This is a genomic window from Sphingobium sp. DN12, assembly GCF_051058005.1.
GTDB classification, from domain to species: Bacteria; Pseudomonadota; Alphaproteobacteria; order Sphingomonadales; family Sphingomonadaceae; genus Sphingobium; species Sphingobium yanoikuyae.
In genome coordinates this window covers 571,235-587,985 of record NZ_CP173717.1, presented here as the reverse complement: position 1 = coordinate 587,985, position 16,751 = coordinate 571,235, and the positions used below count along the sequence as shown (strand labels likewise).

General features: G+C 66.2%; 17 protein-coding genes and 1 tRNA gene. 9 read left to right on the top strand and 9 right to left on the bottom strand.

Annotated elements, in window-relative coordinates:
- Genes ACI6S0_RS02890 through pobA form a run of 3 tightly spaced genes read right to left on the bottom strand, consistent with a single transcriptional unit; the run spans position 1 to position 2,741 of the window.
- Positions 1-729 carry an extensin-like domain-containing protein gene (locus ACI6S0_RS02890; RefSeq protein ID WP_434404879.1) on the bottom strand — a complete coding sequence of 243 codons (729 nt, stop codon included), beginning with the start codon at positions 727-729 and terminating at the stop codon, positions 1-3.
- Positions 730-732: 3 nt separating this feature from the next.
- A complete protein-coding gene (locus tag ACI6S0_RS02885) occupies positions 733-1,503 on the bottom strand; it encodes an NUDIX domain-containing protein (protein ID WP_434404878.1) in 771 nt (256 codons plus the stop codon).
- 56 nt (positions 1,504-1,559) lie between these two features.
- Positions 1,560-2,741, bottom strand: coding sequence for a 4-hydroxybenzoate 3-monooxygenase (pobA, locus tag ACI6S0_RS02880; protein WP_434404877.1), 1,182 nt, complete (start codon positions 2,739-2,741; stop codon positions 1,560-1,562).
- A gap of 151 nt (positions 2,742-2,892) precedes the next feature.
- Here pobA and ACI6S0_RS02875 point away from each other — a divergent pair, with 151 nt between their 5' ends.
- Entirely contained in the window at positions 2,893-3,774 is an 882-nt protein-coding gene (locus ACI6S0_RS02875; protein WP_099230901.1) for a helix-turn-helix domain-containing protein, read from the top strand.
- Positions 3,775-3,802: 28 nt separating this feature from the next.
- Here the strand turns inward: ACI6S0_RS02875 and ACI6S0_RS02870 are convergent, their stop codons facing one another.
- The gene (locus ACI6S0_RS02870; protein WP_099230899.1) at positions 3,803-4,396 is read right to left on the bottom strand and encodes a TetR/AcrR family transcriptional regulator; all 594 of its coding nucleotides are present in this window, start codon (positions 4,394-4,396) and stop codon (positions 3,803-3,805) included.
- A 50-nt stretch (positions 4,397-4,446) separates the two neighbouring features.
- Here ACI6S0_RS02870 and ACI6S0_RS02865 point away from each other — a divergent pair, with 50 nt between their 5' ends.
- The 6 genes from ACI6S0_RS02865 to ACI6S0_RS02840 all read left to right on the top strand — a co-directional run bounded on the left by ACI6S0_RS02865 (position 4,447) and on the right by ACI6S0_RS02840 (position 9,864).
- A complete protein-coding gene (locus ACI6S0_RS02865) occupies positions 4,447-5,292 on the top strand; it encodes an oxidoreductase (protein ID WP_434404876.1) in 846 nt (281 codons plus the stop codon).
- Between the two features lie 36 nt (positions 5,293-5,328).
- Positions 5,329-5,814, top strand: coding sequence for a hypothetical protein (locus ACI6S0_RS02860; protein ID WP_434404875.1), 486 nt, complete (start codon positions 5,329-5,331; stop codon positions 5,812-5,814).
- Positions 5,814-7,403, top strand: a complete 1,590-nt coding sequence (locus ACI6S0_RS02855; RefSeq protein ID WP_434404874.1) for an alpha/beta hydrolase — start codon at positions 5,814-5,816, stop codon at positions 7,401-7,403. The genes ACI6S0_RS02860 and ACI6S0_RS02855 overlap by 1 nt, the downstream gene beginning before the upstream one ends.
- 79 nt (positions 7,404-7,482) lie before the next feature.
- A complete protein-coding gene (gene yaaA / locus ACI6S0_RS02850) occupies positions 7,483-8,235 on the top strand; it encodes a peroxide stress protein YaaA (RefSeq protein WP_434404873.1) in 753 nt (250 codons plus the stop codon).
- Between the two features lie 78 nt (positions 8,236-8,313).
- The gene (locus ACI6S0_RS02845) at positions 8,314-8,874 is read left to right on the top strand and encodes a YkgJ family cysteine cluster protein (protein ID WP_037491139.1); all 561 of its coding nucleotides are present in this window, start codon (positions 8,314-8,316) and stop codon (positions 8,872-8,874) included.
- A gap of 93 nt (positions 8,875-8,967) precedes the next feature.
- Positions 8,968-9,864: an aldo/keto reductase gene (locus ACI6S0_RS02840; RefSeq protein ID WP_434404872.1), complete on the top strand. Its 897-nt coding sequence runs from the start codon at positions 8,968-8,970 to the stop codon at positions 9,862-9,864.
- 122 nt (positions 9,865-9,986) lie between these two features.
- Here the strand turns inward: ACI6S0_RS02840 and ACI6S0_RS02835 are convergent.
- A tRNA-Ala gene (locus ACI6S0_RS02835) sits at positions 9,987-10,062 on the bottom strand.
- Positions 10,063-10,319: 257 nt separating this feature from the next.
- Between ACI6S0_RS02835 and ACI6S0_RS02830 the strand changes: the two genes are divergently transcribed.
- Positions 10,320-11,243 (top strand): DUF2171 domain-containing protein, encoded by a 924-nt coding sequence (locus ACI6S0_RS02830; protein WP_434404871.1) that lies wholly within the window; start codon positions 10,320-10,322, stop codon positions 11,241-11,243.
- Between the two features lie 202 nt (positions 11,244-11,445).
- Here the strand turns inward: ACI6S0_RS02830 and ACI6S0_RS02825 are convergent, their stop codons facing one another.
- The 3 genes from ACI6S0_RS02825 to ACI6S0_RS02815 all read right to left on the bottom strand — a co-directional run bounded on the left by ACI6S0_RS02825 (position 11,446) and on the right by ACI6S0_RS02815 (position 14,632).
- Positions 11,446-12,279 (bottom strand): HpcH/HpaI aldolase/citrate lyase family protein, encoded by an 834-nt coding sequence (locus ACI6S0_RS02825; protein ID WP_434404869.1) that lies wholly within the window; start codon positions 12,277-12,279, stop codon positions 11,446-11,448.
- Positions 12,276-12,728 (bottom strand): MaoC family dehydratase, encoded by a 453-nt coding sequence (locus ACI6S0_RS02820; RefSeq protein WP_434404868.1) that lies wholly within the window; start codon positions 12,726-12,728, stop codon positions 12,276-12,278. Before ACI6S0_RS02820 ends, ACI6S0_RS02825 begins: the two co-directional genes overlap by 4 nt.
- Before the next feature lie 62 nt (positions 12,729-12,790).
- Complete coding sequence (locus ACI6S0_RS02815) at positions 12,791-14,632, bottom strand: acetyl/propionyl/methylcrotonyl-CoA carboxylase subunit alpha (RefSeq protein WP_434404866.1); 1,842 nt, start codon at positions 14,630-14,632, stop codon at positions 12,791-12,793.
- A 67-nt stretch (positions 14,633-14,699) separates the two neighbouring features.
- Between ACI6S0_RS02815 and ACI6S0_RS02810 the strand changes: the two genes are divergently transcribed.
- Positions 14,700-15,017 carry a GIY-YIG nuclease family protein gene (locus ACI6S0_RS02810; protein ID WP_434404865.1) on the top strand — a complete coding sequence of 106 codons (318 nt, stop codon included), beginning with the start codon at positions 14,700-14,702 and terminating at the stop codon, positions 15,015-15,017.
- Between the two features lie 95 nt (positions 15,018-15,112).
- Here ACI6S0_RS02810 and ACI6S0_RS02805 read toward each other — a convergent pair whose 3' ends face one another.
- The gene (locus ACI6S0_RS02805; RefSeq protein ID WP_434404864.1) at positions 15,113-16,714 is read right to left on the bottom strand and encodes a carboxyl transferase domain-containing protein; all 1,602 of its coding nucleotides are present in this window, start codon (positions 16,712-16,714) and stop codon (positions 15,113-15,115) included.
- Positions 16,715-16,751 lie beyond the last annotated feature (37 nt).

Genomic DNA, 16,751 nt, shown 5'->3' with positions numbered 1-16,751 from the left:
TTAACGACAGGCCCGCCAGCCCGTCGCACCGCGTTCCGCCTGGTCGAGGTGGAAATGGTCGCGATGGGCGGCATTATAGTCGGGCGAGAGCACGGTCGAGAAAAGGTCGCAGGCGCCATCGCGCACCTCACGCAGGAAGGTGGCGTCCTTGCCCTCCCCCTTCCAGTCGCCGACCACGCTGATCCGGTGGCCATCGGCCAGCACGAAGCCCGCGACATCGATCGCATCGGCCGTGGCATGTTCGCTGAAATCCCCCTGGCTGCGGCCGTACATGCGCCGGCAGCTATAGGAACCGAAATGGGTGATGGAGCGCACCGGCTGGCCGAACAGGCGCTGGGCGGCGGGCTGCACCACCTGCCATTCCCAGACGCGCAGGGCAGCGACCACCGGGCAGGACGGTGCCACCCCGGCGGGTGACAAGGCGATCATGCCCTTTTCCGCCTTCAGCCGGACCGCGTCGGCATAGCCGCACTGCCCCCCGCCCCCGCCCGGCTTCATTGCCGTATGGGCAATGCCGGCCCGGTCGAGCAGCGCCAGGCATTGCGCCCGATCGCCGGTCAGGGTGGCGAGCTTGCGACCGGTGAACAGGCCGACCGGCTGCGACAGGTCCAGCCTGGTCCAGGGCAGATCCTGCGGCCGCTGGCGCAGCAGCGCGTATCCGACCCAGAGCAGGCCAAGGATGACAGCGATGATGACAAAGGCACGAAGAGTCAGATGAAGGCGGCGCATCCCCTAACCACGCCGGACCTGCCGCATTGGTTCCGACGTGACCGGATAGCCCAGATGCGCCGGGATGCAGAGATGCGGCTCGCCGTCGCGCTCCTCGAACCAGGGGCGCACCTTTTCCACGGGGATGCTGCGGGCATGGGCGGCGAGCGCGTCGAAACTGTCATATTGCGCCAGCCGTTCCAGATTGCGGCGGGTGGGGAAGATGACATGGCCGTCGCCGCCATCGGCGCGGGCGATGGTCGCGGCGGCGCTGCTCCAGAACAGGCGGACATTCTCGGTCGCGTCGACGCTTGCCTCCTGCCCCAGTGGCGCGCGGGCGAGATAGAAGCGGGTGTCATAGACGCGGATCGCCTTTTCCCGCGCAGACGGGTGCCAGCGGGCGAACGGTACCAGCGCATCCAGCGCCAGGGCGATGCCGCGCGGCGCCAGCAGATCGCCCAGCGGCGCCCCATCGAGCAGGCCCGCGCGAATCGCCGACACGGTGGCGGTATCGACAGACCCCGCCAGACCGACGCCCAGGCCGCTTTCCTCGATCGTCTCGCGAATGGCCGCGATCCGTGCAGCGACCTCGTCACTGGCCAGATCGCTGGACATACGGGCGGCCAGCGCCCGGTCACTATCGTCGACGCCGCCGCCCGGAAAGACCAGCGCACCGGCGGCAAAGGCCATGGTCGCGGCCCTTTCCATCATCAGCAGGTCGGGCGCTGCCCCCGGCCGGTCGCGCACGATCACGATCGTCGCTGCGGGGCGCCCCGCGTCATTCTCTTGGCTCATGCCCCGGTCTAGGCCGCATCCGGCGGGGTGGTAAAGCCCCGCCCCGGCCAGCGGCGTCAGGCAGCCATCAGCGGAAGGCCGACATAATTTTCCGCCAGCGTGCGCTGTGCCGCCTGCGACCCGCGAATATAGTCGATCTCGGCCGCCTGGATGCGGCGCGCGAAACCATCCATGTCGGGGAAGCGGTGGGTGATCGAGGTGAACCACCAGGAAAAGCGCTCCGCCTTCCAGACGCGCGCCAGAGCACGGGCGGAATAGCCATCCAGCCCGGCATCCGATCCACCGCGATAATGGTCGACCAGCGCCTCGCTCAGCATGATGACGTCCGACGCGGCGAGGTTGAGCCCCTTGGCGCCGGTCGGCGGCACGATATGGGCAGCGTCGCCGGCCAGGAACAGCCGGCCCCAGCGCATCGGTTCCGACACGAAGGAACGCAGTGGCGCGATCGACTTCTCGAAACTCGGCCCACGAGTGACGCGCGATGCCGCGTCCGGCCCCAGGCGCAGGCAAAGCTCGTCCCAGAAACGATCGTCGGACCAGTCCTCCACCTGCTCGTCGAGGCCGCACTGGATATAATAGCGGCTGCGCGTGGGCGAACGCATCGAGGCGAGCGCGAAGCCGCGCTCATGATTGGCGTAGATGAGTTCATGGTCGGCGGGCGGTACGTCGGCCAATATGCCGAGCCAGCCGAACGGATAGACACGCTCGAACGTGCGCAGCACTTGGGCGGGGATGCTGTTGCGGCTGACGCCATGATAGCCGTCGCAGCCGACGACATAGTCGCATTGCAATTCCTGCGCGACGCCATCCTGGCGCCAGCGGACCACCGGGTGATCGCCGTCCAGCCCCTCAAGCGTCACATCCTGCGCATTCCAGACGATCTCGACGCCGCGCTCCGGCGCCGCCTCGAACAGGTCGTGCATCACCTCCTGCTGGCCATAGACGGTGACCGCGCTGCCGCCGGTCAGTGCCGCCATGTCGATGCGGAACAGCGAACCGTCGAGCGAAATCTGGGTGCCACCATGGACCAGCCCCTCGCGATCGAGCCGGCTGCCGAGGCCCAGCCGATGCATCAGGTCGGTCGTCACCTGTTCCAGCACGCCGGCACGCACCCGCCCCTCGACATAGGCCCGGTCACGCCGTTCCAGCACGACGGCGGCAATGCCCTCCGCCGCGAGCAGATGGGCCAGGAACATGCCGGCCGGGCCGGCGCCGATAATGGCTATGCTGGTGCGCATTCGCATCCTCTCATGATCCGGGCGCGCTGATGGCGCCCCTGTTTGTCCGATGCGCCCACCCTATCCGCACGGTCGGCGATGGACATGGGCGCACCAGCCTATTAATTGGACAATTCATCAGCCCCAGCGCACCCCGACGGGACCATAGCCGATGTCGAAACAGTCCTTCCCGACCTTCTACCTTTACGGGGAACCCCACAGGCTGGTGGCGGAGGGCTTCGTCCATGTCGAAACGCTGGACGATCGCTCACGTCCCAGCGAATGGACGATCAAACCGCATGCCCATAGCGAGCTGAGCCATATCTTCCTCATCACCTCGGGCGGCGGCGCGATGGAGGCGGATGGCGCGGAACTACGCTTCGTCGCGCCCAGCTTCCTGCTGGTGCCGGCCACCGCCGTGCATGGCTTCAAATGGCTGGAGGAAACCGCCGGCTTCGTCATCACCATGGCCGACGCCTATCTGCAGGATCTGGGCCGCCATGGCCCGGAACTGACCGGCCTGTTCGAGCGGCCCGACGCGATCGAGATGAGCGCGGCGCAATTGCCGCCGGTCGAACGGCTCGTCGCCGATCTGATGCGCGAACTCAGCTGGTCGGCGCCGGGCCACCGGGCAGCGGTCGATGCGGCGATGCTGTCATTGCTGGTCACCGCGCTGCGCCATCGCAGCGCCGCCGTCCATGCCGCCCCGCGCGCCGGACCGCATGCGACGATCGTCGCGCGGCTGCGCGAACGGATCGAACAGCGCTTCCGCCTGCGCGAACCGGTGTCGGTCCATGCCGCCGCGCTGGGCGTCAGCCAGACCGCGCTGCGCGTCGCCTGCGCGCGGATGGCGGGACGATCGCCGGCGCAGATGCTGGACCAGCGCGCCCTGCTCGAAGCGCAGCGGGCCCTGCTCTATTCCAACCTGTCGATTGCCGAGATCGGCTTTTCGATCGGCTTTGCCGACCCGGCCTATTTCAGCCGCTTCTTCCAGCGCAACATGGGCCTGTCCGCCCGCGCCTATCGCGAGGCGCAGCAGGGCGCGAACGGATAAGACACGCCGCCCGCCCTAGGCATGACGATCAGGACTGGCTGGCTGCGCCGCCCAGCAAGGCGTTCGCCACGTCGCGAGCATTGGCAGCAAGTTCGTCATCAGGCAATTCACCGGCCGTCCAGAAGGACAGCACACCGCGAAAGCCGAAGGCCAGATGCCGTGCCAGAGCGGGCAGCGCCGGGTGTCCTTCAACCAGGCCTTCGCCAGCACCGATCGCCAGGGTCCAAAGCGCGGTGGACTGCGCCAGCACTTCGCCATGGGTCGGCCCCGGCGTGCCGAGCCACCCCATCACCGCCCGGTTCACGCGCGGTTCTTCCAGCATCAGCTCGACCACCGTGGCGACCGCCAGCAGCACGCGCTGGCCGGCATCGTCGCGCCGCGGCTTGTCCGCGAAGCGCTGGGTCGCGGTGGCGATCCGCCGCGCCGACAGAGCGTGCATGATCGCGGCCTTGCTGCCGAACTGGTTGAAGGGCGTGGCGAAACTGACGCCCGCTTCGGTCGCCAGATCGCGCATCGAAAATTCCGCCTTGCCGTCGCGCAGCAGGCGTTCGGCCGCGTCGATCACACGATTGCGCACGGGTTCACCACGCGAACCGGTCGAGGGGGGCTTGATGGACGTCATGTCGATATCTATATCATGATATAATTGATGTTCAAATCATGGAGTAGGCCATGTCGGCGCTGATCCCCAAGACTTTCCTGATTACCGGCGTCAGTTCCGGCCTGGGCCGGGCCTTTGCCGAGGGCGCGCTGGACGCCGGCCATGCCGTCGTCGGGACTGTGCGCAACCCCAAGGATGCCGAAGCCTTTGCGGCGCTCGCGCCCGGACGCGCGCATCCGCTACTGCTGGACGTGACGCATCTGGACGCGATTCCGGCGGCCGTGGCGGACGCCGAGCGCCGCGCTGGGTCGATCGACGTGCTGGTGAACAATGCGGGCTATGGTCATGAGGGCGTGCTGGAGGAATCGTCGATCGACGATCTGCAGCGCCAGTTCGCCGCCAATGTGTTCGGCCCGGTGGCGATGATCAAGGCGGTGCTGCCCGGCATGCGCGAACGGCGGCATGGCCATATCGTCAACATCACCTCCATGGGCGGGTTCATCACCATGCCCGGCATCAGCTTCTATTGCGGCAGCAAGTTCGCGCTGGAGGGGATTTCCGAAGCGCTGGGCAAGGAAGTGGCGCCGTTCGGCATCCATGTGACGGCGCTGGCGCCCGGCCAGTTCCGCACCGACTGGGCCGGGCGGTCGATGGACCGCACGCCGCGCAGCATCGCCGACTATGACGCGGTCATGGACCCGATAAGGGCGGCGCGTCAGGCCAAGAGCGGGCAACAGCTGGGCGATCCCGCGCGCGCGGCGCAGGCCTTGCTGGCTTTGGTGGAGGCGCCGGCACCGCCGATCCGCCTGTTCCTGGGCGACGATGCGCTGGGCTTGGTCGAAGGCAAGATGGCCGCCATGGAAGCGGAGATCGCGCAATGGCGCGCATTGTCCCGCTCCACCAGCTTTGCCGCATAAGCGCGGCGATCCCCCGCCAACAGAAAGACACAGACCATGTTTGGAATAACGCCCCTGGGCTGGGTGCATACGCTCGGCAGCCTGCCCGCCATTCCACTGGCGGCCTATATGTTTGCGCGCCATGGCCGAATCATGCCGCGAACGGCACCGGGCATCGCCTATCTCATCTTCATGCTGATCGGTGCCGGCACCGTGTTCCTGGTGGCGCATCAGCCAGTCAGCTACGGCATCGGCACGGTCACGATCCTGCTGCTGATCGCGGGCTATGGCGTGAACAATATCCGCTTTCTCGGGCGAGCGCGGCGCTATCTGGAAACCGTTTTTCTCAGCCTCACCACATTCCTGCTGATGGTGCCGACCGTGACTGAAATCCTGCGGCGCGTGCCGGATGGTCATCCTCTCGTCACCGACCTCAAATCGCCCTTGCTGCTGGGATCGCAGGCCGCGCTTCTGGCGATGCTGATCCTGGGCCTTGCCGCCCAGTTCATTGCCCTGCGCCGGCAAAATGGCGGGGACGCCTGATGTCGACCGCAATCGCCCGCTTGCTTCTGCTCCCCCTGTCGGCGCTAGCACTGACCGGCGCCGCGCCGCCCGAAACGCGCTTCGATATCAGCTTGCCGGCTACGCTGGGCGACGACGCATCGGGGCGGTTGCTGCTCTTTGCGGCACCGCTGAGCGCCGACAATGGCAAGAGCGAGGATATCGACATCTATGGCCCCGACGACGCCCGCATCTTCGTGGCGGGTCGCGATGTCGCCAGTTTTGGGCCTGATCGCACCGTGAGCATCGATGCCGAGGAAGGCGCGTTTCCCAACGGATTGGCGGGACTGGCGCCGGGGGACTATCGGGTGCAGGTCGTGCTCGATCGGGACGGCGACTATAATTATGGCGGGCGGGGACCGGGCGACCTGGTCTCGAAGGTGGTGACGTTGCGTCTGCCGCTCCGCGCCAGGCCGTCTATTCCGCTCGATCAAAGATTGCCGCCGGCGCCCGCGCAGTTCGACGTCACCGGCCTGCCGCCGCGCGCCGCCGAACAGATCACCGCGTCGCGCCCGCATCTGCACGACGAACAGGTCGTATCGAAGGCGCTGACCCGCTTTCGCGGCACGCCGCAGAGCGTCGCCGCCTGGGTGCTGACCCCGCCGGGCTATGATCCCCATGGCCGCGTCACCTATCCCACGGTCTACACCGCCGGCGCGTTCGGGACGAACCACCGGGTGGACGGGCAGCAATTGTCGCGCATCTGGCACCTGATGGAGACAGGAGCCATTCCGCCGATGATCTGGGTGACGCTGGACTTCGCCTCGCCCACCGGCACGACCGAATTTGCCGACAGCGTCAATAATGGTCCCTGGGGCGACGCGCTGACGCGCGAGATCATCCCGGCGCTCGAAAGCCGCTACCGGATGGATGCGAAGCCCTCGGGCCGGTTCCTCACCGGCCATAGTTCGGGCGGCTGGTTCGCGCTCTGGGCGATGGTGCGCTATCCCGCCTTCTTCGGTGGAAGCTGGGCATCGTCGCCCGATCCAGTGGATTTCCGGCATTTCATCGGCGTCGACCTCTATCAGCCAGGCGTGAACATGTATCGCGATGCCCAGGGCGCGGCCCGTCCGCTGGAGCGCGCCCATGGCGCGGTGAAGACGATGATCGCGCAGGCGGCGGGGATCGAGACGGTGCTTGGTCGCGATGGCGGGCAGTTGCGATCCTTCGACTGGACCTTCTCGCCGCGCCGTGCGGACGGGACGCCGGCCCCGCTCTTCGACCGGGTGACGGGCGCGGTCGATGCGCAGGTCGCGGCCTATTGGCGGGACAATTATGATATCGGCCACCGGATCGAGACCCAATGGCCACGCCTCCGCCATGACCTGGACGGCAAGGTCCATGTCGTGGTCGGGACCGCCGATTCCTATTATCTCGACGGCGCCGTCCATGATCTGGAGGCCGCGTTCCGCAAGGTGGGGGGGCGTGCGGAATTCATCTATGTCCCCGGCGCGTCGCACAGCATCAACGAAGTCTATGCACGGGATGGCGATCGCAACGCCTATTATCGGGAAATGGCGCAGGCCATGTATGCGGTGGCGCGGCCATCAGGGGCCACAGGCGGGCGCTGAAGCGAAATCCGCCGTCCGGCGGGAGGATGAGGCGCGGTCCGGTTTGACGCCCGGACGAGGCGCGGCTACCGCGCGGGCCATGATCGTTCTGCTCTCTCCCGCCAAGACGCTCGACTTCGAGCGCGCGCTGCCGCCCCTTGCCGTCACCACGCCGCATTTCGCCGAGGAAGCGCGCGGGCTCGCCAAGTCGGCCGCCAATCTTTCGCAGAAGCGACTGGCAGAACTGATGCATATCTCGCCGCGTCTGGCCAAGCTCAATGCCGACCGGTTCCGGGACTTTGCCGAGCTGCCCGAACGGCAGGCGCTCTATGCCTTTGCCGGCGACGTCTATTCCGGTTTCGAGGTGGACACGCTGGACGAGGCGGCGGTGGCCTTCGCGCAGGATCATGTGCGCATGCTGTCGGGCCTTTACGGGCTGCTGCGTCCGCTGGATGCGATCCGTCCCTATCGGCTGGAAATGGGCACGCGCTGGGCGCCGCGGCACAAGAAGCTGACCGACTGGTGGGGCGATCGCATCGCCGCGCTGCTGCGCGCACAGGCCACGGAAGAGGGGGCGGGCGTCGTCCTCAACCTTGCCAGCCAGGAATATTTCGCGGCGGTCGAGAACAGGCTGGACGGCCTGCGCGTGATCCATGTCGACTTTCGCGAGCCGGGGCCGAACGGCCCGCGCTTCGTGAGCTTCAACGCGAAGCGGGCACGCGGCATGATGGCGCGCTGGATGTGCGAACATCATGTCGCCGATATCGAGGCCATGCAGGGGTTCGACAGTGACGGATATCGCTTCGATCCGGGCGAGAGCGACGCCGATCATTGGCGCTTCATGCGCGCCTGACCGGCGCAGGGCATCTGCCGCGAGGCGGCGCGCATGATGCCGCTTGCATTCCCGACAAGGCCAAGGCACGCCGCCCGGATGCACATGGATACAGATCTGGAAACCGCTCTGCTGGGCCCTGTCATCCCTGACCGGTCCTGCGGCGATTGCACCATGTGCTGCACCATTCTGACCGTCGACACGCCCGATTTCAAGAAAGCGGCGGGCGCGCCCTGCGCGCATCTGGGCGAGCAGGGATGCAGCATCCATGCGGTGCGCCCGCATATCTGCCGGACATGGTTTTGCGCATGGCGCCGGGTCCAGGCCATGCCCGATGAAGCCCGTCCGGACCGGTCCGGCATCCTGGCATCGATCGATTTCGTCCGCGAACCGCGCAACTGCTTCGAAGGCGTATCGATCATGGTTCGCATGCTGCCCGGCAGCGCTGCGATCGAGAATGGCATGGCCGGCGCGATCCTCGACAGTCTTTGCGATCAGCTGGTGCCCGTCTGGTTCAGCGACGGATCGCGGAAGATGTTGATGCATCCCGACAATGAGGTCGCCGCCCTCGTCCTGTCGGGGGACGCCGCCCCCGCCCACCTGCGCGCCGAAGTCGCCGCCTGGCGCGCGCGTTACATGAGCTTTTCATCCAGGGCGTGACACCGGCCCCGGCAAGCGCCGGTCGCCCGGCCGGTCATGTGGGACGCGGATGGCCCCTACCGCCGGCACATTGCTTGTGCCATTGATCGATCCATGACGACGCTGCGCCTCTCCGCCGAACCACGTCCGCTCGGCAAGAGCGGCATTTCCGTCTTTCCGATCGCCTGGGGCATGTGGCGTCTGGCCGGCGAGGATATCGCCGAGGCCCGCGCCAGGGTGGAGGCGGCACTGGACGCCGGCATCACCCTGCTCGACACGGCGGACATCTATGGCTGCGACACACCCGCCGGTTTCGGATCGGCCGAAACGCTGTTCGGCCAGATATTGGCGGATGCCCCTGAACTGCGGCACCGCATGATCATCGCCACCAAGGGCGGCATCCGGCCGGGCATCCCCTATAATAGCGGCGCAGACTATCTGGCCGAGGCCATCGATGCGTCCTTGACGCGAATGGGCATCGACCGGGTCGATCTCTACCAGATCCATCGCCGCGATTTCCTGACCCATCCGCAGGAAGTCGCCGCCAGCCTGACCCGCATGGTCGAAGCCGGCAAGGTGCGCGCGATCGGCGTGTCCAACTATGCGATTCACGAACTCGATGCGCTCCAGAGCTTTCTCGACCTGCCGATCGTCAGCACCCAGCCTGAATTTTCCGCGCTGCGCACGGCGCCGCTCCATGACGGCACGCTCGATCAGGCGATGGCGCGCGACATGGCGGTTCTGGCCTGGTCGCCGCTGGGTGGCGGTCGCCTCGCCAAGGCGCTGCACCCGGCCGCTGTGACGCTTGCAGATCAGGGTGAACGCTATGGCGTCGATATCACCGCCGCCGCCCTGTCCTGGATCATGGCGCATCCCGCGCGCCCGATTCCCATTGTCGGCAGCCAGTCCGCTGCCCGCATCGCCCGCAGCATCGATGCCTTCAAGGTCGAATGGACCCGCGCCGAATGGTATGCGGTACTCGAAGCGTCGATGGGAGAAAGGCTGCCCTGATCCGCCCGTGCGAGATCGCGCATCTCGCCATGCTGTCCGATGATCATGGGATGCGCCGGCCGGTGGCGTCCGGTCCGCGTCGCCAATGCCACACGGCACAGGTTATTCATTTCGAAGGGAAATGGTGGAGCCTAGGGGGATCGAACCCCTGACCTCGTCATTGCGAACGACGCGCTCTCCCAGCTGAGCTAAGGCCCCAAAGGTGGGCTGCCTATAGGCGAGGGATTTTCGCCTTGCAACGGTCTTTTGCGCAAAAAATCGCCGCCTTTCCTGATCTCGATCAAGAGCCCCGGAAATCGGCCCTTTCCGCCTTCGACAGGGCGGTTGAAAGGCGCGACGTTACCCGCCCGTAACGCCCGGAACGATGGGCCGCGCCACCCATTGATGGCCTGTCGGTGCAACAAGCACGCACCACCGGAGGGCGCGATCCTCCGACAAGCACAAGGAGACGGACCATGGGTTATCAAGGCGGACGCCGCTATGGCGGCGATGATCGCTATTCGACCGACTGGGATCGCGGCAACGACCGTTATAATGATCGGTACAGGGCATCGCGCGACGAGCGCGCCTATCGATACGGCATGCGCGGCCAGTTCAGCGGGCCGGGTGCCCGCCCCTACCCCCAGGGCTATGATCCCGACGAACGCGGCTTCTTCGACCGGGCGGGCGACGAGATTCGCAGCTGGTTTGGCGATGACGAGGCGGAACGCCGCCGCGAATATGACGAATATTATAACCGCCCCTATGGCGACCCGCGCGACCAGTCGAGCCGGCTTGGCTATGCCTCGGCCGCACGCAGCGACTATCTGCCCGGCCGTGGCTTTGCGCCCTATACCGGGGAGCGCAGCGGCTATGGCAGCGAGGACCATGGCTATCGCAACCGCGCCTTCGGCCCGCAGCAGGACTATGGCACCCATCATGACAGCAACTATCATAGCTGGCGCCAGCAGCGGATCGACGAACTGGACCGCGACTATGCCGAATATCAGCGCGAACATCGCGATCGCTTCAACAGCGAGTTCGGCACTTGGCGCACCCGTCGCGGCGAACAGCGCCAGGCGGTGACGCAGGTGCGCGAGCATATGGAAGTGGTCGGCAGCGATGGCGAGCATGTCGGCACCGTCGACAAGCTGCGCGGCGACCGCATCATCCTGACCAAGAGCGACAGCGATGCCGGCGGCGTCCACCACTCCATCCCCTCCTCCTGGATCAAGTCGGTGGACGCAACCAAGGTGACGCTGGAGAAGAGCGCGGACGAAGCGCAGCACGCCTGGCGCATCGAGCGCGAACAGCAGGCGCTGTTCGGCGATCGCGACGACACCCGCGGCACCTATGGCGCCGGATCGTCGACCAATTATGAAAAGAGCCGCTACCGCTAAGAGTCTGTTTTGACATGCGCCTTTGGCGCACCCGCACCGGCCCACACCCCCACCCGACCACCCACAGAGTGTATCCTGAATGGGAGGTCGGGTGGGGGTGTGGGCCGGTGCCGCGTCCGAAATGCGCTCTTTCGCGCATTTCGAGAAAAAGTCCGAACAAAGGCAACTACATGAAAGGCCCGGCCGCGATGCCGGGCCTTTTTCATATGGCGGCCAGCACCCGCTGCGCCTGCATCAGATGCGGGCGATCGATCATCTTGCCGTCCAGTTTCAGCACGCCGGCGCCCGGATTGGCGGCAAAGGCATCGACCACGGCGCGGGCATGATCGACCTCCGCCTGGGTCGGGGTGAAACCGGCATTGATCGCCGCGACCTGAACCGGGTGGATCGCCATCATGCCGGTAAAGCCGTCGCGCCGCGCCCGGCCGACATAAGCGGCCAGATCGTCCATCGCGTCGATCCGGGGGAAGACCGTGTCGATCGCCGCGACGCCGGCGGCGTGGGCTGCGAACAGGGTCAGGCTGCGCGCCATCTCGATCGGCGCGGTATAGCGGCCATCGGCCTCCCGCGCGCTGGTGGCACCGATCGACGCGGGCAGATCCTCCGCGCCCCAGGTGAGGCCGGCCAGCCGATCACGAACGCTGCGATAGCTGCCAAGCTCGAACAGGGCGGCGGGCGTTTCCGTGGCGATCGGAAGGATCGGTGGCAGGCGCCCTGCCCCGGCCAGCTCCTCCAGCGCCAGGATGCTGGCCGCCCCTTCCGCCTTGGGCAGCATGACACCATCGGGCGCCGCCGGCAGGATGATGGCCAGATCGTCGGCGGTCTGCCCGCCCTCCAGCGGATTGACCCGGACGAAGGCGGTGCAACCGCGGGTACCCGCCAGCCAGCCGGCGATCGCATCACGGGCATAGCCCTTGCGCTCGGGCGCGACCGAATCCTCCAGGTCGAGGATGATCGCATCTGCGCCGCTCGCCGCCGCCTTGTCGAACCGTTCGGGACGATCGCCCGGCACAAAGAGCAGCGAGCGGAGTTTCATGCGGACCTCTTTTTGAGCAACGCCATGCGCAGGCACTGGCAGACGATCTCGTCCCGCTGGTTGAGCAGGCGATGGGTGAAGGAGACGATGCCGGCCTCGGGGCGCGAGCGGCTTTCCTTGAGCTCTGTGACCTCGGTCTCGCAGCGCAGCGTGTCGCCGATGAACACCGGCTTGGGCATGATGAGCTTGTCATAGCCGAGGTTCGCGACCAGCGTGCCCATGGTGGTATCGCCCACCGACAGCCCGATCATCAGCGCGAAGCTGAAGGTGCCGTTGACCAGGATCTGGCCGAATTCCGACGCCTTGGCCGCCTCGGCATCCAGATGCAGCGGCTGGGGATTATGGGTCATGGTGGTGAACAGCAGATTGTCGGTCTCTGTCACCGTGCGGCGCAATTCATGCGCGATCCGGTCGCCCACCTGCCATTCGTCAAAATGCCTGCCCGCCATGTATCGCCCTCTATATAAATATGCACGATAGTGCAATTATCATTCCATGAAGCCGGATCGGCTCAACCTTCGCTATGATCGATCCGGGCCAGCAATACGCCCTCGCTCACCTGCCCGCCCTCGGCCGCGTTGAGTTCGGCAACCACGCCATCGAACGGCGCAACCAGGCTATGCTCCATCTTCATCGCTTCCAGCGTCAGCAGCTTCTGCCCCTTGGTCACCACCTGCCCGGCCGTCACCGCCACGGCAATGATGCGGCCGGGCATGGGCGACAGGATCGCGCCGTCGGATGCTGCTCCGCCCGCGCCGCCGGCGACGCGCCAGGGCGTCATTTCCCAGACCTGCCCGCCCTCGGCAATCAGCACATCCTCCAGCGGCCGGGCGTCGCCCAGGCGCGGATCATAGCGCACGGCATGGGGATGGCCGTTCAGCAGGAAATTCGCTTCCGCCCGGACCGGCGCATTGAGACGGAAGCCGGCCATCGCCCCGCCCGGCGTCAGCGCCGCTGCCGCATCGGCCAGTGCGGCGTCGGACGGATCGGCCGGCGGCAACAGCGCGTCGCCCTCCCGCGCGATCAGGCCAGTGTCGAGCCGGGCCGCCGCGAAATCCGCATTCTCCAGCGCCTTGACCAGAAAGCCCGCATTGGTGCGCAGCGGCCAGATCACCGTATCGTCAAGCGCCGCCGCCAGCCGCAGCCGCGCCGCGTCGCGCGTGTCGCCATGGGCGATGACCTTGGCGATCATCGGATCATAATAAGGCGAAATGGCCGCCCCTTCCTCGACGCCGGTATCGATGCGCGCACCGCCGCCCAGTTCGAACGTATCGAGCGTGCCGATCGAGGGCAGGAAGCCCTTGACCGGATCCTCGGCATAGAGGCGCGCTTCCATCGCCCAGCCATTGATCGACAGCTGCTCCTGCGTCCGGGGCAGCGGTTCGCCCGACGCGACCCGCAACTGCCATTCGACCAGATCCTGGCCGGTAATCTCCTCGGTCACGGGATGCTCGACCTGAAGCCGGGTGTTCATTTCCATGAACCATATGCGGTCGGCACGCAGCCCATTCGAGCCATCGGCGATGAACTCGATCGTGCCGGCGCCGACATAGTCGACCGCCTTGGCGGCATTGACCGCCGCCTGGCACACGGCCGCGCGGGTCGCTTCATCCATGCCCGGCGCGGGTGCTTCCTCGATCACCTTCTGGTGGCGGCGCTGGAGCGAACAGTCGCGCTCGAACAGATGGACGACATTGCCATGTTTGTCGCCGAACACCTGCACCTCGATATGGCGCGGGTTGGTGATCCATTTCTCCAGCAGCACCTGGTCATTGCCGAAGCTGGACGCCGCCTCACGCCGGCAGGACGTTAAAGCGTCAGCGAAATTGACAGGGTCATCGACCTTGCGCATCCCCTTGCCGCCGCCACCGGCGACCGCCTTGATGAGGACAGGATAGCCGATCGCGTCCGCCTCCGCCGCCAGCCGCTCGGGCGATTGATCCGCGCCCAGATAGCCGGGCGTGGTGGGCACGCCAGCGTCCTGCATCAGCTTTTTGGCCGCGTCTTTCAGGCCCATGGCGGTGATGGAGGACGGGTTGGGACCGACCCAGATCAGGCCGGCATCGATCACCGCCTGCGCGAATTCGGCATTTTCCGACAGGAAGCCATAGCCGGGGTGAATGGCCTGCGCGCCTGTCGCTTTCGCTGTCGCGATAATGCGCTCGCCGACCAGATAGGATTCTCGCACCGGCGACGGGCCGATATGCACCGCCTCGTCCGCCTCGCGCACATGCAGCGCGTCAGCATCGGCATCGGAATAGACCGCGATCGTGCGGATACCCAGCCGCCGCGCGGTGCGGATGATGCGACAGGCAATCTCGCCACGATTGGCGATGAGGAGGGATTCAAGCACCACAGTCTCCCAATTCGTCATGCTGAACTTGTTTCAGCATCCATTTCGCCGCAGGCTGGGCATTGCGATGGAAAGACAGCCTTGCGTCTATATTTTGAGCAGCAAGCCCTATGGCACGCTCTACATCGGCGTAACGTCCGACCTTGTCGGCAGACTTTACCAGCATCGCACCGATAGCATTGCCGGTTTCACCAGGCGCCAAGCCGTCCATCGCCTCGTCCGGTTCGAGATGTTCGGCAGCATGGAGGCCGCCATCCTGCGCGAGAAGCAACTCAAGCGCTGGCACCGGCAATGGAAGATCAACCTGATCGAGAGCGACAATCCGCATTGGGCCGACCTTGCACCCTCCATCGGGCTTCCAGCCTTGCCCCCCGATGGATGCTGAAACAAGTTCAGCATGACGATAGGGCCTAAAGACGCGCGCCCTCCCCGAGACAAGCTCGGGGAGGAATGAAAGGGGCGACATCGCCTCCATCCCGATCACATCCGGAACACGCCAAATTGCGCGCGATCGTCCACCGGTGCATTGAGCGCGGCGGCGAAGGCCAGCCCGAGCACATCCCGTGTCTGGGCCGGGTCGATCACGCCATCGTCCCACAGGCGCGAGGTCGCGAAATAGGGATTGCCTTCATCCTCATATTTCTGGCGCACCGGCGCCTTGAAGGCTTCCGCCTCTTCCGGCGTCCATTTGGCGGCGTCGCGGTGGACGGTCGCCAGCACGCTCGCCGCCTGCTCGCCACCCATCACGCTGATCCGGCTATTGGGCCAGGTAAAGAGGAAACGCGGCTGATAGGCGCGGCCGCACATGCCATAATTGCCCGCGCCGAAGCTGCCGCCGATCAGCACCGTCACCTTGGGCACCTGTGCCGTGGCCACCGCCGTCACCAGCTTGGCGCCATGCTTTGCGATCCCCTCCGCCTCATATTTGCCGCCGACCATGAAGCCGGAGATATTCTGGAGGAACAGCAGGGGCACGCGCCGCTGGCAGGCCAGTTCGATGAAATGGGCGCCCTTCTGCGCGCTTTCGCTGAACAGCACGCCGTTGTTCGCCAGGATCGCCACCGGCATGCCCCAGATATGGGCGAAGCCGCAGACCAATGTGGTGCCGTAGAGCGGCTTGAACTCGTGAAATTCGCTGCCATCGACGATCCGCGCGATCACTTCGCGCACATCATAGGGCGCCCGCACATCCTGGGGGATGATGCCGTAGAGATCGGCCGGATCATATTTCGGCGGGCGCGGGTCGCGCAGATTGAGGTCGCTCTGGCGATCGGGCTGCAGGGTCGAGACGATGTCGCGCACGATCGACAGCGCATGCTCGTCATTGTCCGCGACATGATCGACCACGCCCGACTTGCGGCCATGCAGGTCGCCGCCGCCCAGATCCTCGGCGCTGATGACCTCGCCCGTCGCCGCCTGCACCAGCGGCGGGCCGGCGAGGAAGATGGTGCCCTGGTTGCGGACGATCACCGTCTCGTCCGACATGGCGGGGACATAGGCGCCGCCGGCAGTGCAACTGCCCATGACGCAGGCGATCTGCGGAATGCCGCGCGCCGACAGGTTCGCCTGATTGTAGAAGATGCGGCCGAAATGGTCGCGATCGGGGAAGACTTCCGCCTGGTTGGGCAGGTTCGCGCCGCCACTGTCGACCAGATAGACGCAGGGCAGCCGGTTTTCGAGCGCGATTTCCTGCGCGCGCAGATGCTTCTTCACCGTGACGGGATAGTAAGTGCCGCCCTTCACCGTGGCGTCGTTGCAGGCGATCATCACCTGGCGCCCCGACACCCGGCCGATGCCGGCGATCATGCCGGCGCCCGGCACCTCGTCGCCATATTGGCCATTGGCGGCGAGCTGGCCGATCTCAAGGAAAGGCGAGCCGGGATCGAGCAGCCGTTCGACGCGATCACGCGGCAGCAGCTTGCCGCGCCCGGTGTGCTTGTCGCGTGCGGCCGGCGATCCGCCCAGCGCCGCATCGGCAACTTTGCTGCGCAATTCCTCCGCCAGCGCGCGATTATGCGCGGCATTGGCGCGGAAGCCTTCGCCATCGGGCGACAGCTTGCTGTCCAGAACCGGTGCGCTCATGCCCTCGCCTTCCCGGCGTCCGCGTGCCACAGAGCAT